Consider the following 26,174-nt stretch of genomic DNA (forward strand, 5'->3'; position numbering starts at 1 on the left):
CAGTAAAGGAAGAAGAATGTCATTGACCGACATCGTCATCGCCCTCTGCATCGCTGCCCTTCTGTTATTGGCTATTTACGTTGAAGCCGTGCTACCACGTCGTCATGGCCCTGCGCTTTTACGTGTCCCGCTCCAACGCCAACACAAAGCAGACAGCCTGATTTTTATTGGCTTACTGCTCATTCTGTTGTGGAACAATCTGACCCATCAGGGGCCGAAACTCACAACCACGCTTTTGATGGTGCTGTGCTTTTTATCGTTCTGGCTTTTCTGGGTGCGCCGCCCCAAATTGCTGATGAAAAGTCAGGGGCTGTTTTATGCCGGCAGATGGACAACGTATCCACAGATACAGAGCATCAATCTTTCCGAGGACGGTATTTTGGTGATGCAGCTTGAGCAGCGGCGGTTGCTTATCGCCGTGCAACAGCTTGACGATCTGGAACGCATTTACCAGACCCTGGTGGAGGCACGCTAATCGCGTTGCCACAGGGTGATCATAAAGTCTGCGTCGCAGGGAAACTGCGTACTTTCCGCTAAGCTCTGCCACACATCAGGTCGCGCGCGCCAGGCAAAGGGCGTCATCTGCAACAAGGTGGTGGCAGACTGCCCGCTCAACGCCATTGGATACGTTAAACGATGCTGGGCGAGTTGACGAAATCCCTGGTAGCTTTTCTCTTCCGAGGCGTGGAGTTGAACGTCGCGGTATATCAGCGCCTTAAGCTGCTGAAGATGATGAGGCCCGGGCGTGACCGTGAGTAAAAAGCCTCCCGGTTTAATGACCCGGCTGAGCTCAGTCTCGTTACAGGGCGCATAAATGCGGACCACCGCATCCAGCGAAGCATCACCAAACGGCAGGCGGTGGCTTGATGCCACGCAAAATAAAACCTGGGCGTAACGCTTTGCCGCCAGCCTGACGGCCATCTTCGCCACATCCAGACCATAAACCTGGCCCTCAGGCGCGAGCTCGCTGGCCAGTGCGCCCGTGTAGTACCCTTCTCCACAGCCGATATCCAGAATCTGCGCAGCTGGTTGGTTAAGATGCTGGTTAAGGACGGCAACCACGTTGTCCCGCAATGGCTGGTAGTGACCGGCCTGCAGAAACGCACGTCGCGCCTGCATCATGTCTGCACTGTCGCCCGGTTCACGTGAACCTTTATGTTGAACGGGCAGCAAATTGACGTAGCCCTCTTTCGCCTGATCGAACTGATGGCGATTTTCACAGCGCCAGCTGCGGTCAGTCAGGGTCAGGGGGAAGTGACAAAGTGGGCAGTTCAAAGACATCAGGCGCTCCGGCAAAGATTAACGCGCGGAAGTGTACTTGACGGGAAACAATAGCGAAAGCGTAAAAAAAGCCTCGGCCAGTTGGCCAAGGCTTTAATATCTGAGACTGTGGTGCATGGCACCCGTCTGAGGCGAAATCAGATAGCAGTAACGTTAACCGCTGCTGGGCCTTTCTGGCCGTCCTGAATTTCGAACTCAACGTTTTGGCCTTCGGCCAGCGTTTTGAAGCCGTTGCCCTGAATAGCAGAGAAGTGTACGAATACATCTTTGCTACCGTCAGCTGGAGTGATAAAACCGAAGCCTTTAGACTCGTTGAACCACTTAACCTGACCTTTAATCTTTGCCATTTTACTAATTCCTTAAAGTGTTTATTTTGCCCGGAGGCTAACCTACAGATAAAACAGAGACATTACTGAATGAGGCACTGATTAAAGTTCGGCAAGGAAGCGGTATTCAACGTCAACGTCTTTACTCGTAACTTCTTTACTGAAGATGCCATACATAAACAGAACTGTACCTCGTTTAACCCACGAATTGTTATCACATATCCGCTAAATAATGGCAAGCCATTTTTATAAACACGGTCGGCGCTTTTCACATATTTGCAAGACAGCTCCCAGAGAATGTACTTTCTGGTACATAAGCCTGTGTACTGAACGCCACTAATAGTCACAACAACCCTATAATATAATGCTTTTTTGCCCAGACAGGGTGATATCTGACGCCGTCTCGGCCGTCCAGCCAGAGGGATAACATTAAAAAAATAACATTGCACTAATATGGCAAAGTTGCACCAAATAAAGGAGCCGATAAGTGAAGCGCGGGTAAACTATTGCAGCAGGCTTGTACAATAAATTCTATTTCGTACAAATATAAATTTTATTTCCAGTAAAATCATAAGTTGAGCGTTAACGCAATCACTTACAGCTTGCATGCAGGCGTTTTTTGAATTACGCCTGCCGGGGGCCGTGAAGGAATATTGATTTCAGCCAGAATCCCGTGGCGTCAGAAGGAAAAGTTATTACCTCGGACTACGCCTGGTCGATATAGCTCAGGCTGCGGCTCTCGCCTATCTGCCAGGGCGTAAAATGCCTGCTTGCTTCCCCACGTTGTTGTAAGACCCGCAGCAATTCTGCCGGGGGCGCATCGAGCGATTCATCAGCAAGTTCAAAGACGCCCCAATGGACAGGGATCGTGAGAGGCTGCCCTATTGCATGCCAGAGCGACACCGCATCTTGAGGATCCATATGTTGCCCCGCCATAAACCAGCGGGGTTCATAGGCACCGACGGGCAGCGCGGCAAGATTAAACGGCCCGAGACGCGCGGCAATGGCATGAAGGTTTTCAGTGTAGCCACTGTCCCCCGAGAACCAAAAGCGCAGCGACGCGGTGTGGATGACCCAGCCGCACCACAATGACCGGTTGCGGTCAGTTAACGTGCGCATACTCCAGTGGCGGGCCGGAACCGCATGAAACTGAATACCCTCGAAGGCTTTCTGCTGCCACCAGTCAAGCTGATGTACCTGCTTCACGCCACGGCGGTGACACCAGTCAGCCAGACCCAGCGGAACCACAAAAACCGCCTCTGGAAAGTGGCGTAAGATCTGCTTGATGGTCGGCTTATCCAGATGATCGTAATGGCTGTGGGAGATCAGCACGTAATCCAGATGTGGCAACTGGTCGATCGTCAGCGGCGAAGGAGTTTTGCGTTCCGGCCCCAGAAACGGCAATGGTGATGCCCGCCGGGAAAGTGCGGGGTCAATCAGAATATAGCGTTGATTCAGCCGCAACAGCAGCGCAGCATGGCCCAGCCACCAGATGCGATCGTCGTCACCGCTCAGGTCGGCGGGTTGCCACCACTGCGCCCTAAAACCATCATAGCCCTGCTGAGGCGGATGCGGTAATCCCTGCGCTTTACGTTCCTTACGCCAGCGCTTCAGGTCACCCTGTTGGCGCATATCAGGTTCAGGGTTGCGAAACCCCTCCGGCGTATGATGGGGTTTACTGCTGTCATACCAGGGATTTTTCCAGGCCATCCGGCCTCCATGCAGGATTTAACGTTCCGGGATCAGGCGAATAAAATCATTGCTTTCCGCCTGCTCTTCCGCTTTTTGCTCGGCGGCACCCGTTTGCTTCTCGATCAGCCGCTTAAGCAGCGCGTTTTGTTTCTTTTGCTCTTCTAACAGTGACGCCAGCAACGCAATCTGTTCATTTGCCCGAACGCTGGCGCGGTTAACATAGAACCATAGCATCAATGCCACAATCAGCACGATTCCCATCACGCCAAAGCTGACCACAGGACCCGCATTAGCGGCTAACTCATTCATAACTGCCTCAAGATACCAGGTGAAATCACAATAAAGGGGACGACCCGCCATTCTACCCTGTGGCGCAGTAAAAGATAATGGTGACGTAAATGATGTGTATCAATCTGCTTCTTTCAGTTATCTCTGATCGCATCCCTTTTAAAAGCGAGGCATGCTGCCCCTGTACATCATGTTAAGCAGCAGTCACTGGAACACTGCGTTGGGTATCATAAGGAGATACAATGAAACTGTTCATTCGGGCAATTGTTGTTGTGGGAATCATCTGGCTGGCCATGCTGTTTACCGGATATGGCGTGCTGGCCGGAAGTAACAAGAATGCCGCAGGTCTGGGCCTGAAGTGTAACTACCTGACCGCACGGGGCATGATCACGGCACAATATCTGCACACCGACAGCGGCGTCGTGGGCGTTACCGACTGCCCGCTGTTGAAAAAGAGTGGCGACGTGATTGATAACTGATCGCACTGAAGCGGGCCACGGCCCGCTTTTTCAGTTTAAAGGGTAATCGTGGTAACCAAGCTCAGCGGAAAGACGGCGTCCCGCCTCATGCAGCATTGCCACGTAAGTGTGCTTGTTCGTTGCCGGGAAGCGCAGCGTAGGAAAAGAGATACTCAGCCCCGCGACGGCCACGCCGAAACGATCGAAAATGGGCACGGCGATGCAGCAAACGCCCTCTTCCTGCTCTTCATTATCCTCACCATAACCCTGCTTCCTGACCTGACTAAGGACGTCAATAAGCGCGCCGGCGTCAGAAAGCGTATTCGCGGTATTAATGGTAAAGGTTATCCGCTGCAAAATGTCATTAATGTCTTCCCGACTGCGCCACGCCAGTAACACTTTACCCAGCGCGGTTGAGTGCAGCGGATTGCGGCGGCCAATACGTGACGACATGCGCAGGTTATACAGCGAATCGATCTTATGGACATAGACAATACTGTCCTCGTCCAGCGCGCCCAGATGGATCGTCTCTTTGGTTAACCGGGACAGTTCACGCATCTGCACATCGGCACTGCGGATCAGGTCAATGTTCTGCAGCGCTTTCGAACCTACCTCAAACAGTTTTAACGTCAGTGAGTATTTTTCGCTTTCCCCTTCCTGGGCGACATAGCCCAGTGATTTCATGGTTTGCAGGAAACGGTAAACGGTGCTTTTAGACATCATCAGCCGCTGAGCCAGTTCGGTAATACCGTGATCGCGCTCTTCGCTTAAGGCCTGCAAAATGCCAAACACCTTTTGCACCGAAGAGACAGAATCAGGTTGTTTGTCCTTTGAATCAGGAACCATTGCTCACCTTGAATACGTGTTTCAAAAAAAACGGAACAGGGTTGCAGTATAGATTGCGGCGCCTCGCTCCGGCAAACTTTCAAGGTCTGTAACATCTGTAAAATATATTTTTCATTCCGGCGCGGTGCATTTTGTCCGCCAATTGATTAGCATGATGATATTCACACTCTTTAATATTAGCCTCTATGTCACTCTCTTCTTCTGACGGCGGACTTCCTGTGCCACAACGGTACTGGGCTATTCTGACAATCGCCATTGGCCTCATCATGGCGGTGTTAGACGGCTCAATTGCCAATGTGGCTCTCCCAACCATTTCACGTGAGCTGCAGGCCAGCCCGGCCCAGTCGGTCTGGGTCATTAACGCCTATCAGATCGCGATTGTGGCTTCACTGCTGTCGCTGTCCTTTTTGGGCGATATCGTTGGATACCGCCGCGTTTATCAGTTCGGCCTGGTGGTCTTTGCCGCGACATCGGTGTTCTGCGCGCTGTCATCCACGCTGACGATGCTGACCGTTGCGCGTGTCTTGCAGGGGCTTGGCGGTGCTGCGGTCATGAGCGTTAATACAGCGCTGATACGCATTATCTATCCTCCTCGCTATCTGGGTCGGGGCATTGCCATCAATGCACTGCTGGTGGCGATCTCAACCGCTGCCGGTCCCACCGTCGCGGCAGCCATTCTTTCTGTTGCCAGCTGGCGTTGGTTATTTCTGATTAACCTGCCGCTGGGTGCAGTGACACTCTGGTTGGCGTTGCGTTATCTGCCCGATAACCCACAACGGGCAAAAACCCAGAAGTTCGATATCACCAGTGCGGTGATGAATGCGCTTTTTTTCGGGCTGTTGATTTCGGCTCTGGGGGGATTTGCGCAGGGACAGCCCCACTGGCTGATCGCCAGCGAAATTGTGGTGATCATCCTGGTCGGTTATTTCTTTATCCGTCGTCAGTTAAGGATGGAGGTGCCGCTGCTGCCGGTTGACTTGCTGCGTATTCCCATTTTCGCGCTGTCGATCTGCACTTCCGTCTGCTCTTTCTGTGCACAAATGCTGGCGATGGTCTCTCTGCCTTTTTATCTGCAAAGCGTACTGGGTCGCGATGAAGTCGCAACAGGCCTGCTGCTGACGCCCTGGCCTCTTGCTACCATGCTGCTTTCACCCATTGCGGGCCGTTTGATTGAGCGGGTCCATGCCGGTCTGCTCGGCGGCATTGGTCTGGCACTGTTTGCCAGCGGGCTGTTCCTGCTGGCCCGGCTGCCTGCCCAACCTGACGACATGGATATTATCTGGCGCATGATGCTGTGCGGAGCCGGTTTTGGCCTGTTTCAGTCGCCAAACAACCATACAATCGTCACTGCTGCGCCGCGCAACCGCAGCGGCGGAGCCAGCGGTATGTTAGGCACGGCGCGATTACTGGGCCAGAGCAGCGGCGCGGCGCTGGTCGCATTGATGTTCAATCTGATGGGAAATGGCGGAACCCATGCCTCGCTGTTATTAGCGGGAGGATTCTCTACCGTCGCCGCCCTTCTCAGCCTGTCACGAATGAAAGCCTGAGTTCAGCGATAAAAAAAGGCGACGTTGCCGTCGCCTTTTTCGTGAGGGTTACTTCAGGTATTCACCGCTGCGCAGCGCTTCGATACGTTTATCTAACGGTGGATGCGACATAAAGAGTTCGCTAAATGATTTTCCTTTTCCGTTAATACAAAACGCCATCATGCTGCTGGGTTCCTGCGGCTCATAGCTGGTTTTCAGACGCTGCAAAGCCGCAATCATTTTTTCGCGCCCCACCAGTTTGGCCGAGCCGGCATCGGCATGGAATTCACGATGACGTGAAAACCACATCGTGATGATGCTGGCCAGAATACCGAATACCAGTTCAAGCACCATCGAGACAGCAAAGTAGACCAGCGGATTTCCGTTGCTGCTCTCCTCGCCATCACGGTTGCCGGACATAAAGCCCGCCGCAATCTGTGCCAGGATACGCGACACAAAGATAACAAAGGTGTTCACCACACCCTGAATCAGCGTCATGGTGATCATGTCGCCATTCGCAATGTGCGCCACCTCGTGCGCCAGCACCGCCTCCGCTTCATCACGACTCATGTTTTGTAGCAGGCCAGTAGAAACCGCCACCAGCGAGGCATTACGCCGCGCACCGGTTGCAAACGCGTTGATATCCGGCGCGTGATAGATAGCGACCTGGGGCATAGCAATACCGACCTGCTGTGCCTGTCGGCCAATCGTGTCAATTAACCAGCGCTCGGTTTCGTTGCGCGGTTGCTCAATCACTTCACCGCCAACTGAACGTAGCGCCATCCACTTCGACATCAGCAGTGAGACAAACGCACCGCCGAAGCCAAACAAGCCTGCCATTATCATCAGGCCCTGAACACTGCTTGACTGGATTCCTGTCAGGCTGAGAATCAGCCCGAATACCAACATCACAGCCAGGTTGGTCAGCAGGAAAAGAGCAATACGCATCATAACGGTTAATCTTCCTCAGTAGTTCATGCGCTCATGCGCGGATACATATCCTATGAGCATTGTGCGGGTTTTCAAGCGACCTTAACGTTTAAGTGTCTAAAAAGACATAACTTTACAATATGACACAACCTTTCGCGCAACCTGTCGGAAACCGCTCAGACGAACACATTAACGACGCTTATCACTGCCAAATTAATGATAAAAAAAAGCACCGCGCTGGGCGGTGCTTGGGTAACCCGGGTTATGCCGTTAGTTAGTTTTGGCTGCCGGTGCCTCAGGTGAGGATTTTTCCAGCTGCGCCAGGTCATTGGCAATTTTTACCGTTTCATCCAGATAAGGATCGGGCTCTTTATAGTCTTTCGGCAAATCATCAAGGCTCTTCAGCGGCTTTTTACCTTCAGCCTGATAGCGCGCGTTAATGCGTTCCAGACGTAGCGCATCTTCCTCGTGGTTCTCTTTCTCGCGCTGGGCAAGATTGAGCGACACAATGTTGCGCTTGTCTTTCATGGCGTTAAAACGGGCGATGTCCTTCATGATGTACTGGAACTCGCGATCCTTAGCGATGCGCTCATCGTGCTCTTTGGTCAGCTGTGGCGCCAGCGCCTTGACATCACCTGTGCGGGTGTAGGTCGCGGCCGTAATGCTGTCCCACGGTAACGCATTGTCCTCGAACTTCTCGCCCGTTTCCGCCGCTTCAACACCGGTTGGCATCAACAGGTCCGGCGTCACGCCTTTGCGCTGCGTACTGCCGCCATTGATACGATAAAACTTCTGAATCGTATACTGCACCGAACCCAGCGCAGGCCATTCCGGACGCAGCATCTGATCGTAAATGCGGTTCAGTGACCGGTACTGTTGAACGGTGCCTTTACCAAAGGTGGGCTCGCCGACGATCAGCGCACGACCATAATCCTGCATTGCCGCTGCAAAAATTTCTGATGCAGAAGCACTGAAGCGGTCAACCAGCACCACCAGCGGGCCTTTGTAATAAACGATGCCGTCGCTGTCGCTATCCTGACGCACGTGGCCATTGTTATCACGGACCTGAACAACCGGGCCACTTGGAATAAACAAGCCAGAAAGCGAAACCGCCTCGGTCAGTGCGCCGCCGCCGTTGGTGCGCAGATCGATGACGATGCTGTCAACGTTCTGCTTTTGCAGCTTCTGCAACTGCACTTTGACATCATCGGTCAGGCCAACGTAGAAGCCAGGAATATCGAGCACGCCGACTTTTTCTTTACCGACAGTGTGAATGCTCATTTTAACCGCGCGATCTTCCAGACGGATTTTCTCACGCGTTAAGGTCACAATACGGGTCTTAGTGCCTTTGCCAGCAGGCAGAATCTCAAGGCGAACCTTGCTGCCTTTCGGCCCTTTGATTTTGGCGACCACATCATCCAGGCGCCAGCCGATAACGTCTTCCATTGGCTTGCCAGGCTCACCGACGCCGACGATGCGGTCGCCAACGGTGATCGCTTTACTTTTCGCCGCCGGACCACCGGCCACCATAGAGTTGATAACGGTATAGTCATCATCCATCTGCAACACGGCACCAATCCCTTCGAGCGACAGGCTCATTTCGGTGTTGAACTGCTCCGTATTACGCGGTGAAAGGTAGTTGGTATGCGGATCGATTTCGTGGGCAAAAGCGTTCATTGCCAGCTGGAATACATCTTCACTGTTGCTTTGCGCCAGACGACGGATGGCAAAGTTATAACGTTTGGTCAGCACTTCACGGATTTCTTTTTCGTCTTTACCGGCGAGTTTAAGGCTCAGCTCATCGTATTTGACCTTGGCGTCCCACAGCGCATTCAACTCACTCTGGTCTTTCGGCCAAGGCGCTTTAGAACGGTCAATATCGATGGTGTCATTGCCGGTAAAGTTCATCGGACGCGCCAGCACCGTAAGCGCATACTGATAGCGCTCAAAGCGGCGTTTTTGCGCCAGATTATAAAGATCGTAAAAAATATCCAGCTTACCGCTACGCAGCTCATCACCCAGTTGGGTCTTCTTGCTGGCAAACTGTGCAACGTCCGACGCCAGCAACACGTTGTGGCTGTAGTCGAGCATATTGAGATAGCGGTCAAAAATCTTGGCCGAGAAGGCGCCGTCAAGATTGAACTGACGATAGTGAGAACGGGTAAAACGCGACGTCACGCGCTCGCTTACCGTCGCATCCTGCGGATCTTCATGCAGCTGTGGAATTTGATCGGCACGTGTAATGTTCTCGGCCGCAAAGGAAGGGCCTGACAACAGCAGGCCCGCAATCAATCCAACTTTTAAAAGGGTGTTCATGCCGGGGTCAGCCTCCGTTTCAGAACTGCAAATGTTCTGCGCGCACAATCATTGCCATGCCGGAAGCGAGCTGTACCCGGACGCCGTCTTTCGACACTTCCAGAACGGTTGCGTCCATCGCACTTTTGCCTGCTTTAACTTTAATACTCTGGCCGGGTTGCAAAGTTGAGGTATCAGTGATGGGTTTAGCCTGCTGCTCCGGGCGTGGTGCCGGTTTGCGATTCTGCGATGCAGTAGGACGCTCAGCAGACTGTGGACGCGGCTTACGCGCGGCCTCACCTTCTGCCGGTTTACGCGGAGCAGGCTTGCGTGGGCGACGTGGTGCGCTGGCACCCTCTTCGCCTTCACCGGCTTCGCGACGAGCGGCTCGCTGCTGGTCGCGCTGTACCTGAACACGCGCTTTGGCATCTTCGAGTTGCTTACGGGCATGCTCCACGTGCTGCTCATCAAGAACACCACAGGGGTTTCCATCGAGATCCACACGGGTGGCACCCGCTTTGATACCGTACAGATAGCGCCAGCTAGAGGTATAAAGACGCAAGGCCGAACGCAACTGCGTCTTGCTCAGGTTCATTTCGCCCTGAACGCGCTCTACCAGATCCTGAAAGATACCGATTTTGAGCGGACGCGCTTCGCCTTCAGCGCTAAAGCAGTGCGGAAAGCGCTCCGCCAGAAAGCTAATGACTTCTTTACTGCTATTCAACTTAGGTTGATTTTCCATGAAATTTCCTGATTACTACGGGTTTGCCGACCAGAGCAGGCATGAACAGGCGACATTATAATGACAACATCGCCAAATGCCATGCAATCCAGTCGATTAGCTACGCGTCAGCTGCAAATATTTTTCTAAGTCACTGTTCGCGAGCACGTCGCAAAGCCCGTTAGTCAAGGCGACCAGCCCTTTTTCATCTTCACTATCAAAGCGATTGTATTCCACACTGTCGATATCCAGTACGCCGACAACCTGACCGTTTATTTTCAGAGGAATCACAATTTCTGCATTACTGGCGGCATCGCAGGCGATATGGCCAGGGAAAGCATGGACATCATCAACACGCTGCACCTGTTGTTGCGCCAGTGCGGTGCCGCAAACCCCTTTGCCCACGGGAATGCGCACGCAGGCGATTTTCCCCTGGAACGGGCCCAGAACCAGCGTATCGGCTTCCGTTAGCAGGTAGAAACCTGCCCAGTTCACGCCTTCGAGACGTTCATACAACAGCGCGCTAAAATTACCCATTGCAGCGAGGAACGCCGTTTCTCCCGCCAGTAAGGCGCGCATATCGCGATCTAAATCGGCGTAAAAGGCAGTTTTGTTCATTATTCAACCGTTACCAGTGACATCCGAGCGGCTAACCACTCCGCTTGTTAAAAATAAGCACTAAAAATCCATAGCCATAAGGTGAATCATAGCGTTAGTTACTATAACCTTAACATTCTGTGGATCGAAGCGTGATACCCGAGACAGGTACCCAGGCGATGTCTTACTGACCCTTTGCGTTAATCACAATAAGCGAAACATGCACTAATTTATGAAAATTCACGCTATCAGCCAGACATTGCCTCAGGCACGTTATCAGCGTTGTCCGCAATGCGATACCCTTTTTTCCTTACCAGATGTGAAATCGTATCAGTCAGCCCACTGTCCCCGCTGCAACGCGCAAATTGTGAGCGGCCGCGACTGGTCAATGACACGTCTGCTGGCGATGGCGGCCACGATGCTGGTGCTGATGCCTTTTGCTTTTAGCATGCCGCTTATCGACATTCGCCTGCTGGGCATGCGCATTGACGCCAGCGTACTGGAAGGTATCGTTCAGATGACGCTACAGGGCAATGTCCTGACCGCCTCGATGGTGGCGTTCTGTACTATCGGCGCGCCGGTGACGCTGGTGGCAGGCATTGGCTATCTGGCCCTGGGTGAGCGTTTAGGGATGAATCTGCGCCCGGTGCTGCTGATGCTCGATAAGCTCAAAGAGTGGGTGATGCTGGATATTTTTTTGATTGGCATCGCCGTCGCCTCCATAAAAGTCCAGGATTACGCCGACCTCGAATTAGGCTATGGGCTGGTCGCCTATGTGGCGCTAACCGTGCTGAGCGTCATTACGTTGATTCATCTGAACATGGAGCAGCTTTGGGAGCACTTTTATCCCCAGTCGCACCAGGTGACGCGGCGTGACGATCTTCAGGTCTGCCTTAACTGCCACTACACCGATATTCCTGACGCCCGCGGCCGCTGCGCGCGCTGTCATACGCCGCTTGATTTTCGACGCCGCCACAGCTTACAAAAGTCCTGGGCCGCCCTTATCGCGTCAATTGTGCTGCTGATTCCCGCCAATCTGTTGCCGATTTCGGTGGTGTACCTGAACGGATCGCGCCGTGAAGACACGATCTTCTCCGGCATCCTGTCTCTGGCATCCGGTAACGTGCCCGTCGCAGCCGTGGTGTTTATCGCCAGTATTCTGGTTCCCTTCACCAAAGTGCTGGTGATGCTGGCGCTCCTGCTCAGTATCCATTTCCGCTGCGAACAAGGCCTGAAAACCCGCATTCGTCTGCTACGTTTTGTGACCTGGGTTGGACGCTGGTCTATGCTGGATCTGTTTGTCATTTCACTAACCATGTCGTTGGTCAATCGCGATCAACTACTGGCTTTTACCATGGGACCCGCTGCGTTTTATTTTGGCGCGGCAGTGATCCTGACCATTATGGCCGTTGAGTGGCTGGATAGCCGCCTGCTCTGGGATGCACATGCAACAGGAAACGCCGACTACACCGACTAATGCTACGCTGCGCAACAAGCGTAAAATTTCACCTTTTTGGCTTCTGCCCATTATCGCAATGCTGATTGCGGGCTGGCTGCTTTGGACCAATTTTCAAGAGCGCGGCACGACCATCACCATCAATTTCCAGACGGCCGATGGCATCGTGCCCGGCCGCACGCCTATCCGCTATCAGGGCGTGGAAGTCGGTACTGTGCAGGGCATCAATCTTAGCGACGACTACAAAAAGATTCAGATCAAGGCCAGCATTAAGAGCGACATGCGCGATGCGCTGCGTGAAAATACGCAGTTCTGGCTGGTCACGCCAAAAGCCTCACTGGCGGGGGTTTCCGGTCTGGATGCGCTGGTGGGGGGGAACTACATCGGCATGATGCCAGGCGATGGTAAAGAAAGTGACACCTTTACCGCGCTGGATACCCAACCGAAATACCGCGTGAATACCGGTGAGCTCATGATTCACCTGCATTCATCCGACCTCGGCTCGTTGAACACCGGCTCGTTAGTGTATTACCGCAAAATCCCGGTGGGCCGGGTCTACGATTACAGCATTAACAATCAGAACAACGGCGTGTCGATTGACGTCCTGATTGAGCGGCGCTTCGTGAACCTGGTGAAAACCAGCAGCCGCTTCTGGAATGTGTCAGGAATGAATGCAGACGTCAGCCTGAGCGGGGCCAGAGTACAGCTAGAAAGCCTGTCAGCCTTAGTCAACGGCGCTATCGCCTTTGACTCGCCTGAGGGCGCGGAAGCCGCCAAAACCGATCAGAACTATCAGCTCTATCCCGACCTGGCTCACAGCCAGCGTGGCGTGCTGATATCGCTGGATCTGCCCAGCGGGGATAATCTCTCAGCCAACCGTACGCCGCTGATGTATCAGGGCTTAGAAGTCGGCACCCTGACCAAACTGAATCTGCAGGATGGCGGTAAAGTGACCGGTGAGATGACGATCGATCCCTCTGTCGTGGGACTGATGCGTGAAGGCACGCGTATTGAGATGCGCAGCCCCAAACTCAGCCTCACGGATACCAGCCTGAGCAGCCTGCTGACCGGTAACACCTTTGAGCTGGTGCCTGGCGATGGTGCACCGCAGCAGCATTTTACGGTGGTCGCACCCAATAAAACGCTGCTGCAGCAACCCAATGTTCTCACCGTGAAACTGAGCGCCCCCGAAAGCTACGGCATCGATGCCGGCCAACCCCTGATGTTGCACGGACTAAAAATTGGTCAGGTAATTTCCCGGGATCTGGATGCAAACGGCGTTAATTTTGTTGTCGCGGTCAATCCTGACCAGCGCCAACTGGTCCACGGCGACAGTAAATTCATTGTGAACAGTCGCCTTGACGTGAAATTCGGCCTGGATGGCATGCAGGTGCTGGGCGCCAGCGCCCGCGAGTGGGTCGATGGCGGTATTCGTCTGGAGCCGGGTAAACAAGGCGCACCTAAGACGGCCTATCCCCTCTTTGCCGATGCTGAACGCGCGGAAGAAGGCATTACCGGCGATGGCCCATCCACCACGCTGATGCTGACGGCGAAAAGCCTGCCAGACGTTCAGGCCGGCTCAATTGTGCTCTATCGTAAATTCCAGGTCGGTGAAATTACGCAAGTCACCCCGCGCGCTGATGCGTTTGATATCGCGGTCCACATCAAACCGGAATACCGCAAACTGCTCTCTGCTGAAAGTGTGTTCTGGGCAGAAGGCGGCGCACGCGTTCAGCTTAACGGCAGTGGGTTAACCGTGCAGGCCTCGCCGCTAAACCGGGCGTTGAAAGGCGCCATTAGCTTCGACAACCTGACGGGCGCGAAAATTGATAAAGGCGCGAAGCGCGTGCTTTATCCGTCTGAAACGGCTGCACGGGCCGTGGGCAGCCAGATTACGTTACATACCTATGACGCCAGCAAGCTGTCCGCCGGCATGCCAATTCGTTACCTCGGTATCAATGTGGGACAAATCGAGTCGCTGTCGCTGAGCGATGACAACAATCAGGTGGTGGCGAAGGCCGTACTTTACCCTGAGTATGTGCAGAGTTTTGCCCGCGTCGACAGCCGTTTCTCGGTGGTATCGCCAGAAATTTCTGCCGCAGGTGTAAATCATCTGGAAACGATCCTCCAGCCTTATGTCAACGTCGATCCGGGCAAAGGCCGTGGCGCGCGCACCTTTGAGCTGCAGGAAAGCACCATCACGGATTCACGTTACCTTAACGGCCTGAACATCTATGTGGATGCGACCGAAGCGGGTTCCCTGTCGCTGGGTACGCCGGTGCTGTTCCGCGGGGTAGAAGTGGGCACGGTGACCGGTACATCGCTGGGGAATATGGCAGACCGTGTACAAATCGCGCTGCGTATCAGTAAGAAATACCAGCATCTGGTCCGCAACAATTCGGTGTTCTGGCTGGCCTCGGGCTATAACCTGGACTTTGGCCTGATTGGCGGCGTGGTGAAAACCGGCACCTTCCAGCAGTTTATCCGTGGCGGTATTCAGTTTGCTACGCCGCCGACCGTGCCGCTGGCACCGCAGGCAACGTCAAACAAACACTTCCTGCTGCAGGATGAACCGCCTAAAGACTGGCGTAACTGGGGAACGGCGATCCCCGACCCGAATCAACCTTAAGCCATACGGGCAGCCCAGGCTGCCCGTTTTCTTTTGGCGTGCTACACTGCCGCCTTTGCCTCAAAGAGAACTTATCCGTGTCCGACTCCGCCTCACGCTTCCCTGCCGAATTCCTCGATCTGATACGCCAGAGCTTGCCCGATGATACTGACCTGCAGCAGTTTATTGACATCAGCCTGCAGCCATTACGTCGCAGCCTGCGCGTTAACACCTTAAAGATCGGCGTTAGTGACTTTCTGACACAAACCGCGCATTACGGCTGGCAGTTGACGCCGGTTCCCTGGTGTGCGGAAGGATTCTGGATAAATCGCGAGGACGAAAGCCTGCCGCTGGGCAGCGTTGCGGAGCATCTGAGCGGCCTGTTTTATATCCAGGAAGCCAGCTCAATGCTGCCGGTGACAGCACTGTTTGCGGCCCAGCCCGATGCCATGAGCGTCATGGATATGGCTGCTGCCCCCGGTTCCAAGACCACCCAGATTGCCGCCTGCATGCACAACCGGGGCGTTATTCTGGCCAACGAGTTTTCCGCCAGCCGGGTCAAAGTGCTTCATGCCAACATAACCCGTTGCGGCGTAACCAACAGCGCCCTGACCCACTTTGATGCCCGCGTCTTTGGGCCTGCGCTGCCGGAACAGTTTGATGCCATTTTGCTGGACGCGCCCTGCTCGGGTGAAGGCGTCATGCGTAAAGATGCTGATGCCCTGAAAAACTGGTCGCTGACCAGCACGCAGACTATCGCGCAGACTCAGCGCGACCTTATCGAAAGCGCGTTCCACGCACTCAAGCCCGGCGGTACGCTGGTTTACTCTACCTGTACGCTTAATCAGATTGAGAACCAACAGGTTGTCGCCTGGCTGCTGGCGCGCTATCCGGACGCCGTTGAAATCGCCCCGTTGAATGGGTTGTTTGCCGGGGCGGAGCGGGCCGCGACGCCTGAAGGTTATCTTCACGTTTTCCCGCACCTGTTCGACAGCGAAGGGTTCTTTGTCGCCTGCTTGCGTAAAACGGCCTCTGTCACACGGCTACCTGAACCGACCTATAAAGTCGGTAAGCTGCCGTTCAGCCACGTCAGTCGCAAACTGGAAAGCGAGATTGTACAGTCGGCGGCGCAGGTGGCGATTCAGTGGGATGACAACCTTCAGCTCTGGCAGCGCGATAAGGAGATCTGGCTGTTCCCGGACGGTGTGACACCGCTGTTAGGTAAGGTCCGTTTCTCGCGGATTGGCCTGAAGCTGGCCGAAACCTTTGCAAAAGGCTATCGCTGGCAACACGAGGCCGTCATTGCCCTTGCCTCCCCGCGCCCCGATCAGACGTTTGCGCTAAACGAAGCTGAAGCTGAAGAGTGGTATCGCGGTCGCGATATTTATCCTGAAAGCGTCCCCACGCGGGATGAAATGATAGTGACCTATCAGGATCAGCCGCTCGGGCTGGCTAAACGTGTTGGCAGCCGTATTAAAAACAGCTATCCCCGCGAGCTGGTACGCGACGGCAGGCTGTTCCGGTAATCGCCCCACTCGCCTTTTGTGACACTGTCACCAAATGATCCCATTTTCACCCTGCAAAAGGGGTGATTCGTGGTGGTTAGCGGGCAAGACAGGCGGTAATGAGAACGGAAGAACGCCGGCAGAAGCCGGCGTTGTGATGTCACGACCTCAGGCGGGACGCGTTTTGGCCGGGTGCGTCAGCAGCTTAGCGGCAGTCCGGACAGGACGCCGGACCAGTTCACCGCCACAGTTCGGACACCGCCCTTTAAGGTGCTGCTCAGCGCAGGCGGCGCAAAACGTGCACTCGAACGAACAGATGCGCGCATCGTGGGATGCCGCAGGCAAATCAATATCACAGCGTTCACAGTTAGGGCGCAGTTCCAGCATGGCATCTTCCTCGGCGATTTCGGCTTTCAGCGTGACAAAATCCGCGCACCTTGTCGAGGATTTTCATCGTGCCAGCGGCACGTTCAGGGCCGTTGTTCATCGGGGCGGAGATGACTGAGTCAGCGTCTTATTCGTGGCAGGGTCGTCATCATTCTCGTCCCCGCCATCATCTTCGCCGCCTTCCTCGTCCTCGTTTATCTCATCACTGTTGACCATCGCCGCCTGAATCGCCTCGTCTTCCAGCACCGGATTAAGCGCCGCGCCTAAGGGCGATGTCGCCAGGCTGTCTGGCAACACCACGTGCGGCAGGGGTACTTCGGTGGTGGGTAACGGCTGCGGCGTTTTCATGAAGCTCAGTGCGGCAATCAGCAGCGTACACAGGGTGAAGAACAGATAGAGCAGGTTGCTGCCGAAGGGCTGCATCAATGTACCCACCAGTAAGGGACCGATGCTGGCCCCGATGCCAAATGCCATCAGCAGACAGGCCGTCAGGGAAACGCGCTGCTCGGCAGCCACCTGATCGTTAGCCAGGGCAACCTGTAAAGGATAAAGCGCAAACTGCACCATGCTGGCGACAAACGCGATACCCAGTACCCAGTTAAAGGGAAGATTTGGCAGCAAGACCAGCGGCAAACAGGCCAGCATCAAAACCAGTGAGATATAAAACAGCAGTCGCTGGCGGTCATAGCGATCGGACAGCCAGCTGAGCGGAAACTGCGAGACGAGTCCGGCGAAGATGGTCAGGCTCATAAAGATACCGGTCTGCGCGTCGCTGAACCCTTTGCTGCTGGCATAGACCGGCGCCAGACCATAGAACGCGCCGACAACCATGCCGGTTAACAGGGTGGTACTGAGCAACTTAGGAATGGTGCGAATAAAATAGCCCAGCTCCATCGGTGCAGGCGACATGGGCCGGACGTGCGTGCGCGTCGTCAGCGCAATGGGCACCAGACAAAGCGCAAAGCAGAGCGCCACGATCAGGAGCGTGTTAATACCAAACCCGCTTTGCAGCGTCAGGACCACCTGACCGCTGCTTAAGCCAAGGTAGGTCGCCACCATATAGAAGCCAAAAATCAGGCCGCGCTGGGAAGATTCCGCCTGGTCATTGAGCCAGCTCTCCAGCACCATGTACTGACACATCATGCACAGGCCGATAATCAGACGCAGGAAAACCCACAGCGGTATAAAGTCCGTCAGCCCGTGCCCTATTACCGAGGCTGTGATAATCCCGGCGCAGGCGACGTAAGCGCGAATATGGCCGACGCGGGCAATCAGGTTGTGTCCCACTTTTCCACCAATCACCAGGCCAATGTAATAGGCGGCAATAATCGCGCCGATTAAGGCACCGTTTACCGCTTCATGCGCCAGGCGAAGTGACACATAGGTGGTCAGCAAGCCCGAACCCAGCAGCATTAACAGCGTCGTGGTATAAAGCGGCAGAAATGTTCTGAGTATTTTTCGCATAAGACTCCCTGTCTACCCCGTTGGTCGGTGTCCTGTCAGAGTTAACCATAGTTGATTTTGTCACGGTTTAGGTCGGGACAATTCCGACTATAAAAAAAGCCCGTAAACCGCATGGCTTACGGGCTGCTGACTCAGGCGTTAGGGAAGGTAATACTGTTTCCCGGTGCCTCACGATGAAGATGGATAAAGTTAAGATGGCGTTCGTATTGATCGAGGATATCAATAATCACCTGTTCTTTGCTGTAGTCCATCAGGTCATTGCCCTGACTGCCTTCCAGCAGGAAGGTTTCCAGCCGGTAATAGGTCGATTTTCCGCTACGCGCGCGGTAGGTAAAGCCCGGTATAGAGTACTGCTGAGGCCAGACCTGATAGAGGAAATCCTGCTCCTCGCCCAGCTGCACCCGCAGGTCCAGATAACCCAGGGGATGTTCGTCATTGGCCGCAACCCTGTCCAGCGTAACCTTAGCCCCGCGCAGCTCCAGCTCTTTCGCCACTTCCTGCATGGCGGGGAAGAGGGTTTCTTCCATCATCTTCAGCGTGTAACGCGAGCCAGGATAGTTCATCAGGCGCGACAGGCGTTTTTTCCAGGTCAGACGATCGGTCGCATGGGCCAGATAGGGTGCAGTTTCACGTGAAGCACTGGCGCGGCGGTAATCTTCAACCTTAAGTGATTTATACAACCCCGCCATCACAAAGAAGATCACGAAGCTAAATGGCAGCCCCATGATAACCGTCGTGTTTTGCAGCGCGGTAATGCCGTTGGTCATCAGCATACTTAACGTCAGGACACCGATGGCTACCGACCAGAAAATACGCAGCCAGTTGGGGGCATCACTGTTAATGTCTTTCAACTTTGAGGTGAAGTTACCTAACACCAGCGATCCGGAATCCGCTGAGGTGACGTAGAACAACATGCCGGTAATGGTGGCGACCGATGCGCTCAGCTTAAACGCCGGATACTGCGCCAGCAGGCTGTAGAAGCCACGTTCGGCGTGCGTCATGACTTCCTGTGCAAAACCGGCGTCGCCGTGAATAATTTCATACAGGGCCGCGTTACCGAATACGGACAGCCACAGCAGCGTAAAGGTAAAAGGAATCACCAGCGTACCAAGAACGAATTCACGGATGGTACGGCCGCGAGAGATACGCGCCAGGAACAGGCCGACGAACGGCGACCAGGCAACCCACCAGGCCCAGAAAAACAGCGTCCAGCTGTTCATCCACTGCGTTGGCCGGTCAAAGGCAAAGGTGTTCAGCGTCATGCCCATAAAGCGGTTGATGTAGTCTCCCACGTTAAGCACCAGCGCATTCAGCAGGAAACTGGTGTTGCCTGCAAACAGAACAAACAGAATCAGGCAGAGCGCCAGGGCGACATTCAGTTCCGACAGAATACGGATACCTTTGTCCACACCGGAGGTCACTGAAATGGTGGCGATAACCACCGATAAAACGATCAGCGCGGTCTGGGCAGTTAACCCTTCCGGAATATCAAACAACACTTTCAGCCCGTAATTGAGCTGCACAACACCGATGCCAAGCGTGGTGGCGATACCGAAAATCGTGCCGATAACGGCGGCGATATCAACCGTGTGCCCAATCGGCCCGTTGATGCGCTTGCCAAAAATGGGATACAGCGCCGAACGAATGGTGAGCGGCAGATTATACCGGTAGCTGAAGTAGCCAAGCGCAATCCCCATCAAGGCATACATTGACCACCCGGTTAAGCCGTAATGGAACAGCGTCCAGACCATCGCCTGGCGGGCCGCCTCCATGGTCTGCCCTGCACCTTCCGGCGGCTGCATATATTGCGAAACAGGTTCGGCTACCGAGAAAAACATCAGGTCGATACCGATACCGGCAGCAAACAGCATCGCCGACCAGCTCAGTACACTAAACTCTGGCTTTGACTGCTCCGGCCCCAGCTTGATTGAGCCGAAACGGGAACAGGCCATGTAAATCACAAACACAATGTAGAGCGTGGCCGCCAGCATGTAATACCAGCCGAACGCGGAAGATACCCAGTTGACTGCCTTGAGGATCCAGCCTGCGGCTTCATTACTGAACAAAATGGTGATGAGTGAAAAGGTCAGAATCAATCCCGCCGATGTATAAAACACTACAGGATTGATTCTGTCTTTTTCACTACTAGGTGGACTCGTCATCGTTTACCTCTGGTTGTTGGCGTGTAAATTTTGCAAGGGATCATCCTGTTTGGATAATCCGGCGTCCCGGCGTCGTGTGTTTTTACGCTTCGTTTCCTGCTGTTACATTCTGGTCAAAACTAGCAAATCTGCCACACTTACCGCTTCACTTACTCAACTTTTAGGACACATCATCCTAACAAGGATTCTATTTATATTGAACATCCAATCAAAAAAAGTTTAAATAGGGGTTCGGTTTCAGGCTGGAGTGAGAGTCATGCCAAAGGTAGGGATGCAGCCAATACGACGTCGGCAGCTGATCGATGCAACGCTGGGAACAATTAATGAGGTGGGTATTAATGATGCCACCATTGCCCAGATTGCACGGCGCGCAGGGGTTTCAACGGGCATCATCAGTCATTACTTCAAGGATAAGAACGGCCTGCTGGAAGCCACCATGCGCGATGTGACGCGTCAGCTACGTGAGGCGGTCGCGAGTCGACTGGCGTCCCTGACAGAGGCCTCCGCAGAGGTCCGGCTACGCGCTATCGTTGACGGCAACTTCGACGAAAGTCAGATCGAACGTGCGGTAATGAAAGCCTGGCTTGATTTCTGGTCGAGCAGCATGCATCAGCCGCAGCTCAAACGTCTGGAACGGGTCAGCCACCGGCGGTTGTTTTCCTCTTTAGCGGTTGAATTTCGCCGCCAGTTACCAAAGGAAAAGGCCCGTCTTGCCGCGTACGGGCTGGCGGCCATGATCGACGGTCTGTGGTTACGCGCCGCGTTGAGTGGCAAGCCGTTTGACGCCGCCACCGCCCGAACACTGACCACCCAATTCATTCGTCAGCAGTTAGCTGGCGAACACGAGTAACGGAACCAGGAGAAATTATGTCCCGATTCAACGAGCAACAACTCTACATCAATGGTACCTACGTTGCCGCCACCTCTGGAGAAACCTTCCAGAGCATCAATCCGGTCAACGGTGAGGTTCTGGCTGATGTTCAGATCGCCGGACGCGAGGATGTCGATCGTGCCGTCGCCGCTGCCAGAAAAGGACAAAAGATCTGGGCAGCGATGACCGCAATGGAACGTTCACGCATTCTGCGTCGTGCGGTTGATATCCTGCGCGAGCGCAATGATGAGCTGGCTGAGCTGGAAATGCTTGATACCGGTAAGCCGTTCAGTGAAACCTCCAGCGTGGACATCGTGACCGGTGCCGACGTACTGGAATATTACGCTGGGCTGATCCCTGCGCTGGAAGGCCAGCAAATTCCACTGCGTGATACCTCGTTTGTTTATACCCGCCGCGAACCGCTGGGCGTTGTTGCGGGCATCGGTGCCTGGAACTATCCGATCCAGATCGCGCTGTGGAAGTCAGCGCCTGCTCTGGCCGCCGGCAACGCCATGATCTTCAAGCCCAGTGAAGTCACGCCACTTACGGCCCTGAAACTGGCTGAAATCTACACGGAAGCGGGCGTGCCGGATGGCGTGTTCAACGTGCTGCCGGGAACCGGCGCGGTGACCGGCCAGCTGCTGACCGAACATCCCGGCATTGATAAAGTCTCGTTCACCGGCGGCGTCGTCAGTGGTAAGAAGGTAATGGCGAACGCGGCCGGTTCTACGCTGAAAGACGTTACGATGGAGCTGGGCGGTAAGTCACCGCTGATCATCTTTGATGATGCCGATCTCGATCTCGCCGCGGATATCGCCATGATGGCTAACTTTTACAGTTCAGGCCAGGTATGTACTAACGGCACGCGCGTGTTTATTCCCGCCGGGCTGCAGTCGGCGTTTGAAGCCAAAATTCTTGAGCGCGTTGCGCGCATCAAAGCGGGCGACCTGCGCGATCCTGAGACTAACTTTGGTCCGTTGGTCAGCTTTAGCCACCGCGACAACGTCATGCGCTTTATCGCCTCTGGCGTTGAAGAAGGCGCACGTCTGCTGTGTGGCGGAAAACGCTTAACGGGCGAAGGCTTTGATCAGGGCGCCTGGGTTGAACCCACCGTATTCAGCGACTGCCGTGACGAGATGAAGATTGTCCGTGAGGAAATCTTTGGTCCTGTGATGTCAATTCTGAGCTACACCTCTGAAGACGAAGTGATACGTCGGGCCAATGACACCGAATTCGGTCTGGCTGCCGGCCTGGTCACGCAAGACCTTAACCGCGCGCACCGCGTGATCCATCAGATTGAAGCCGGTATTTGCTGGATTAACACCTGGGGTGAATCTGCCGCCGAAATGCCGGTTGGTGGCTATAAGCACTCTGGCGTGGGACGTGAAAACGGCCTGATGACGCTGCAAAATTACACCCAGGTGAAGTCGGTTCAGGTAGAACTGACGCGTTTTCAGTCTGTATTTTAATCCCCCTACCTGAGGAGCGACGAATGGAATTTGATTACATTATCATTGGAGCCGGATCCGCAGGGAATGTCCTGGCTACCCGACTGACCGAAGACAGCAATGTGAATGTCTTACTGCTGGAAGCGGGCGGCCCCGACTATCGTTTTGATTTCCGAACCCAGATGCCTGCGGCACTGGCTTACCCTTTACAGGGAAAACGTTATAACTGGGCCTACGAAACGGAACCTGAGCCTTACATGAACAACCGCAGGATGGAGTGTGGCCGAGGCAAAGGCCTGGGCGGTTCATCACTGATCAACGGCATGTGTTACATCCGCGGTAACGCCATGGATCTGGACAACTGGGCGACCATGCCCGGTCTGGAAAACTGGAGCTACCTGGACTGTCTGCCCTACTACCGTAAATCAGAAACCCGTGATACGGGCGCCAACGATTACCACGGCGGAGAGGGTCCGGTCAGCGTGACCACGCCGAAGAAAGGCAATAACGTTCTGTTTGAGGCGATGATTCAGGCAGGCGTTCAGGCCGGCTATCCGCGTACCGATGACCTTAACGGCTATCAGCAGGAAGGCTTTGGTCCAATGGACCGCTTTGTCACGCCTGAAGGTCGTCGTTCAAGCACCGCGCGCGGTTATCTGGACAGGGCGAAAAATCGTGCCAACCTGAAAATCGTTACGCATGCCACGACCGATCGCATTTTGTTTGAAGGCAAGCGTGCAATAGGTGTCGAGTACCTGATCGGCGACAGCAATACGCTGCATACGGTTCACGCCCGCCGCGAAGTCTTGCTGTGTGCAGGGGCCATTGCCTCCCCTCAGATCCTGCAGCGTTCCGGCGTGGGTTCAGCCGAGTTGCTGAACCAGTTCGATATTCCGGTGGTACATGACCTGCCAGGCGTGGGTGAAAATCTGCAGGATCACCTGGAAATGTACCTGCAGTACGAGTGCAAAGAGCCGGTCTCGCTCTATCCGGCGTTGAAATGGTGGAACCAGCCTAAGATTGGCGCGGAATGGCTGTTTAACGGCACCGGCGTCGGGGCAAGCAACCAGTTTGAGGCAGGCGGATTTATTCGCAGCCGCGAAGAGTTTAGCTGGCCGAATATTCAGTACCATTTTCTGCCGGTCGCGATTAACTATAACGGGTCAAATGCGGTAGATGCGCACGGTTTCCAGTGTCATGTTGGCTCTATGCGGTCGCCGAGCCGGGGTCATGTGCGCCTGAAATCGCGCGATCCACGTCGCCATCCTGCGATCCTGTTCAACTATATGTCACATGAGCAGGACTGGCACGAATTCCGCGATGCCATCCGCATTACGCGTGAGATCATTAATCAGCCGGCCCTGGATAAATACCGCGGACGTGAAATCAGTCCGGGCATTGAATGCCAGACCGATGAAGAACTGGATGAGTTTGTCCGTAATCACGGCGAAACGGCCTATCATCCCTGCGGCACCTGTAAAATGGGCAATGACGAGATGTCGGTCGTTGACGGTGAAGGCCGCGTTCACGGACTCCAGGGATTACGCGTTGTCGATGCCTCAATTATGCCGCTGATCATTACCGGTAACCTGAATGCGACCACCATTATGATCGGTGAAAAAATTGCCGACTGCATTCGTGGACTTGATGCTCTGCCACGCAGCACGGCTGACTACTATGTGGCGGGCGAAGCGCCCGTTCGTACGGAACCCGCGCGCCCAGCGTAAGGTTTTCTACGACATCAAAGCCGGACTGCTGTCCGGCTTTTTTTGCCGAAACGCAACCGTGCCTAAACCCCAGCAATATTGACCTGATATTTGTCAAAAACCCGAACAAACAGGCTGTGCCTGGGGCGGTTTTAATGATATAACGCTACTGTGTTCATTACCGGAGGCTTTCCCCATCCACTGAAGAGAAGCAACAACGTGGATGCATTGTTTAATTATGAGCAGGATGTTCATTACTCTTTTTACCCCCCTTTTTACCCTCGCACCTGTCAGCGTTAACGCCGTCGATCAGCACTGGCGCAGCGCCCTTTAGTCCCCTTTCTGCCAGCCAACTTCTTTTCTGCCGTTGTGTTACGCATCACGGTAAATCATGACGTCGATTGATGGAGAAAACCCATGCGCGCCTGGGGATTATTAGTACTCGCTATTGTTACGGAAATTATAGGTACCCTGACCATGAAATGGTCCAGCCTGAATCAGAGTCAGCTGGGTTATGTGGTCATGCTGGGGATGATTGCCTGTTCTTATTTTTTTTTGAGTTTCGCCATCAAGCGCATTGCGCTGGGTGTGGCTTACGCGCTCTGGGAGGGCATTGGCATTCTGCTGATCACCTTATTTAGCGTGCAGCTTTTTGATGAAACCCTGTCGTTAATGAAAATCTGCGGTTTGATCACGCTGATGACGGGCATTCTGCTCATTAAAGTCGGCAGCGGTGAGGTGAAGGAGGCAGAACATGATCCTGCCTGATGTGATCCATTTTGCCTGGCTGGCACTGGCGGTCCTGCTGGAGATAGCCGCAAATATTTTGCTTAAGTACAGCAACGGCTTTAAAAAAATCCTCCCGGGAATGCTGTCTCTGGCCTGCGTGCTGCTGGCGTTTAGCGCGCTGTCTCAGGCGGTTAAAGGCATCGATCTGTCGGTTGCTTACGCCCTGTGGGGCGGCTTTGGTATCGTCGCGACCGTGGCAGCAGGATGGATACTGTTTGGTCAGCGGCTCAACCTCAAGGGCTGGGTGGGGCTTGTGCTGTTATTGCTGGGCATGATCATTCTGAAACTGGCCTGATAACAGGGGGACGCTGACGTCCCCTTTTTCATCTTTATCCCTGGATTCGCAAAAACATGCCCGCACGTTCTGGCAGCAATGCCGGTTCGAAACCATAACGGGCATAAAAACCCGGCGAGCCATGACTGGCAATCAAACTGATGTAGGCGGAGGGCGGCGCATGGCGCGCTATCCAGGCCATTAACGCCGTCATAATACGATCGCCCACCCCCTTTTTATGATGTTGTGGCAGCACAGCAATATCGGTAATGACAAAAAAGCAGCCTCCGTCGCCAATCACTCTTCCCATGCCAACCGGCGCGTCCTGATGGCAAACCACCACGCTGTACAAACCGTTTCTTAACCCCGTCTTTGCGGCCTGTTCCGTTTTGTCACTTAATCCTGCGCTCACTCTGATGTGGCGATAGGTTTCTACAGACGGTATTTCTTCCCGAATGATATAGTCCACGTTACTGACCCCCTGGTAATATAAATATCCAACCCTTCTCGGTTTGATTGATATTAATGGTGAAAGAACGCGAGA

Annotated in this window: 24 protein-coding genes and 1 pseudogene; 11 read left to right on the plus strand and 14 right to left on the minus strand. The window is 54.2% G+C overall.

The window, feature by feature from the left end; genetic code table 11:
- Positions 1–16 precede the first annotated feature (16 nt).
- Positions 17–475: a DUF986 family protein gene (locus NYE92_RS04795; protein WP_014593854.1), complete on the plus strand. Its 459-nt coding sequence runs from the start codon at positions 17–19 to the stop codon at positions 473–475.
- On the opposite strand, the gene rlmA is transcribed toward NYE92_RS04795, so the two are convergent.
- The 5 genes and pseudogenes from rlmA to NYE92_RS04820 form a co-directional block, all read right to left on the minus strand.
- Positions 472–1,281: a 23S rRNA (guanine(745)-N(1))-methyltransferase gene (gene rlmA, locus NYE92_RS04800; RefSeq protein ID WP_022623239.1), complete on the minus strand. Its 810-nt coding sequence runs from the start codon at positions 1,279–1,281 to the stop codon at positions 472–474. The two genes, NYE92_RS04795 and rlmA, sit on opposite strands and share 4 nt — an antisense overlap.
- 137 nt (positions 1,282–1,418) lie before the next feature.
- Positions 1,419–1,628 (minus strand): transcription antiterminator/RNA stability regulator CspE, encoded by a 210-nt coding sequence (gene cspE / locus NYE92_RS04805; RefSeq protein ID WP_001062678.1) that lies wholly within the window; start codon positions 1,626–1,628, stop codon positions 1,419–1,421.
- 37 nt (positions 1,629–1,665) lie between these two features.
- Positions 1,666–1,784 (minus strand): annotated as a pseudogene (locus tag NYE92_RS04810) (DUF2627 domain-containing protein).
- 528 nt (positions 1,785–2,312) lie between these two features.
- On the minus strand, positions 2,313–3,317 hold the full coding sequence (locus tag NYE92_RS04815; protein ID WP_064373898.1) for an MBL fold metallo-hydrolase: 1,005 nt from the start codon (positions 3,315–3,317) through the stop codon (positions 2,313–2,315).
- Between the two features lie 18 nt (positions 3,318–3,335).
- A complete protein-coding gene (locus tag NYE92_RS04820) occupies positions 3,336–3,608 on the minus strand; it encodes a YebO family protein (RefSeq protein WP_033765958.1) in 273 nt (90 codons plus the stop codon).
- A 221-nt stretch (positions 3,609–3,829) separates the two neighbouring features.
- Here NYE92_RS04820 and NYE92_RS04825 point away from each other — a divergent pair, with 221 nt between their 5' ends.
- Positions 3,830–4,066, plus strand: a complete 237-nt coding sequence (locus tag NYE92_RS04825) for a YobH family protein (RefSeq protein WP_013026030.1) — start codon at positions 3,830–3,832, stop codon at positions 4,064–4,066.
- Positions 4,067–4,096: 30 nt separating this feature from the next.
- Here NYE92_RS04825 and kdgR read toward each other — a convergent pair whose 3' ends face one another.
- Positions 4,097–4,891 carry a DNA-binding transcriptional regulator KdgR gene (kdgR, locus tag NYE92_RS04830; RefSeq protein ID WP_259018633.1) on the minus strand — a complete coding sequence of 265 codons (795 nt, stop codon included), beginning with the start codon at positions 4,889–4,891 and terminating at the stop codon, positions 4,097–4,099.
- Between the two features lie 185 nt (positions 4,892–5,076).
- On the opposite strand from kdgR, the gene NYE92_RS04835 reads away from it, so the two are divergent.
- A complete protein-coding gene (locus NYE92_RS04835) occupies positions 5,077–6,438 on the plus strand; it encodes an MFS transporter (RefSeq protein WP_013026032.1) in 1,362 nt (453 codons plus the stop codon).
- Between the two features lie 48 nt (positions 6,439–6,486).
- Here NYE92_RS04835 and htpX read toward each other — a convergent pair whose 3' ends face one another.
- The 4 genes from htpX to NYE92_RS04855 all read right to left on the minus strand — a co-directional run bounded on the left by htpX (position 6,487) and on the right by NYE92_RS04855 (position 10,981).
- Complete coding sequence (gene htpX / locus NYE92_RS04840) at positions 6,487–7,368, minus strand: protease HtpX (RefSeq protein ID WP_013026033.1); 882 nt, start codon at positions 7,366–7,368, stop codon at positions 6,487–6,489.
- A 249-nt stretch (positions 7,369–7,617) separates the two neighbouring features.
- Complete coding sequence (gene prc, locus NYE92_RS04845; protein WP_064373900.1) at positions 7,618–9,663, minus strand: carboxy terminal-processing peptidase; 2,046 nt, start codon at positions 9,661–9,663, stop codon at positions 7,618–7,620.
- A gap of 19 nt (positions 9,664–9,682) precedes the next feature.
- Positions 9,683–10,384, minus strand: coding sequence for an RNA chaperone ProQ (proQ, locus tag NYE92_RS04850; protein ID WP_064373902.1), 702 nt, complete (start codon positions 10,382–10,384; stop codon positions 9,683–9,685).
- Positions 10,385–10,480: 96 nt separating this feature from the next.
- Positions 10,481–10,981: a GAF domain-containing protein gene (locus NYE92_RS04855; protein ID WP_013026036.1), complete on the minus strand. Its 501-nt coding sequence runs from the start codon at positions 10,979–10,981 to the stop codon at positions 10,481–10,483.
- A 211-nt stretch (positions 10,982–11,192) separates the two neighbouring features.
- Between NYE92_RS04855 and yebS the strand changes: the two genes are divergently transcribed.
- The 3 genes from yebS to rsmF all read left to right on the plus strand — a co-directional run bounded on the left by yebS (position 11,193) and on the right by rsmF (position 16,550).
- Entirely contained in the window at positions 11,193–12,437 is a 1,245-nt protein-coding gene (gene yebS, locus NYE92_RS04860) for a membrane integrity lipid transport subunit YebS (RefSeq protein WP_013026037.1), read from the plus strand.
- Positions 12,406–15,045 carry a PqiB family protein gene (locus NYE92_RS04865; RefSeq protein ID WP_015700191.1) on the plus strand — a complete coding sequence of 880 codons (2,640 nt, stop codon included), beginning with the start codon at positions 12,406–12,408 and terminating at the stop codon, positions 15,043–15,045. Before yebS ends, NYE92_RS04865 begins: the two co-directional genes overlap by 32 nt.
- 77 nt (positions 15,046–15,122) lie before the next feature.
- Positions 15,123–16,550, plus strand: a complete 1,428-nt coding sequence (gene rsmF, locus NYE92_RS04870) for a 16S rRNA (cytosine(1407)-C(5))-methyltransferase RsmF (RefSeq protein ID WP_014605693.1) — start codon at positions 15,123–15,125, stop codon at positions 16,548–16,550.
- A 147-nt stretch (positions 16,551–16,697) separates the two neighbouring features.
- Here the strand turns inward: rsmF and NYE92_RS04875 are convergent, their stop codons facing one another.
- The 3 genes from NYE92_RS04875 to NYE92_RS04885 form a co-directional block, all read right to left on the minus strand.
- Positions 16,698–16,916 (minus strand): DUF1272 domain-containing protein, encoded by a 219-nt coding sequence (locus tag NYE92_RS04875; RefSeq protein WP_259018634.1) that lies wholly within the window; start codon positions 16,914–16,916, stop codon positions 16,698–16,700.
- 96 nt (positions 16,917–17,012) lie between these two features.
- On the minus strand, positions 17,013–18,380 hold the full coding sequence (locus NYE92_RS04880; protein ID WP_013026041.1) for an MFS transporter: 1,368 nt from the start codon (positions 18,378–18,380) through the stop codon (positions 17,013–17,015).
- Between the two features lie 131 nt (positions 18,381–18,511).
- The gene (locus NYE92_RS04885) at positions 18,512–20,542 is read right to left on the minus strand and encodes a choline transporter (RefSeq protein ID WP_014593861.1); all 2,031 of its coding nucleotides are present in this window, start codon (positions 20,540–20,542) and stop codon (positions 18,512–18,514) included.
- 256 nt (positions 20,543–20,798) lie between these two features.
- Here NYE92_RS04885 and betI point away from each other — a divergent pair, with 256 nt between their 5' ends.
- From betI to mdtI, 5 genes are all read left to right on the plus strand, one after another.
- Positions 20,799–21,392, plus strand: a complete 594-nt coding sequence (betI, locus tag NYE92_RS04890; protein ID WP_014593862.1) for a transcriptional regulator BetI — start codon at positions 20,799–20,801, stop codon at positions 21,390–21,392.
- Positions 21,393–21,409: 17 nt separating this feature from the next.
- Entirely contained in the window at positions 21,410–22,882 is a 1,473-nt protein-coding gene (betB, locus tag NYE92_RS04895) for a betaine-aldehyde dehydrogenase (protein ID WP_013026044.1), read from the plus strand.
- 23 nt (positions 22,883–22,905) lie between these two features.
- Positions 22,906–24,588 carry a choline dehydrogenase gene (gene betA, locus NYE92_RS04900; protein ID WP_013026045.1) on the plus strand — a complete coding sequence of 561 codons (1,683 nt, stop codon included), beginning with the start codon at positions 22,906–22,908 and terminating at the stop codon, positions 24,586–24,588.
- A gap of 396 nt (positions 24,589–24,984) precedes the next feature.
- Positions 24,985–25,335, plus strand: a complete 351-nt coding sequence (gene mdtJ, locus NYE92_RS04905; RefSeq protein WP_014593863.1) for a multidrug/spermidine efflux SMR transporter subunit MdtJ — start codon at positions 24,985–24,987, stop codon at positions 25,333–25,335.
- The gene (gene mdtI / locus NYE92_RS04910) at positions 25,322–25,651 is read left to right on the plus strand and encodes a multidrug/spermidine efflux SMR transporter subunit MdtI (RefSeq protein ID WP_013026047.1); all 330 of its coding nucleotides are present in this window, start codon (positions 25,322–25,324) and stop codon (positions 25,649–25,651) included. Before mdtJ ends, mdtI begins: the two co-directional genes overlap by 14 nt.
- A 34-nt stretch (positions 25,652–25,685) precedes the next feature.
- On the opposite strand, the gene NYE92_RS04915 is transcribed toward mdtI, so the two are convergent.
- Positions 25,686–26,099, minus strand: coding sequence for a GNAT family N-acetyltransferase (locus NYE92_RS04915; protein ID WP_013026048.1), 414 nt, complete (start codon positions 26,097–26,099; stop codon positions 25,686–25,688).
- Positions 26,100–26,174: the final 75 nt, after the last annotated feature.

Origin of the sequence: Pantoea sp. B566 (assembly GCF_024793925.1) — a bacterium.
Taxonomy (GTDB): Bacteria; Pseudomonadota; Gammaproteobacteria; order Enterobacterales; family Enterobacteriaceae; genus Pantoea; species Pantoea ananatis.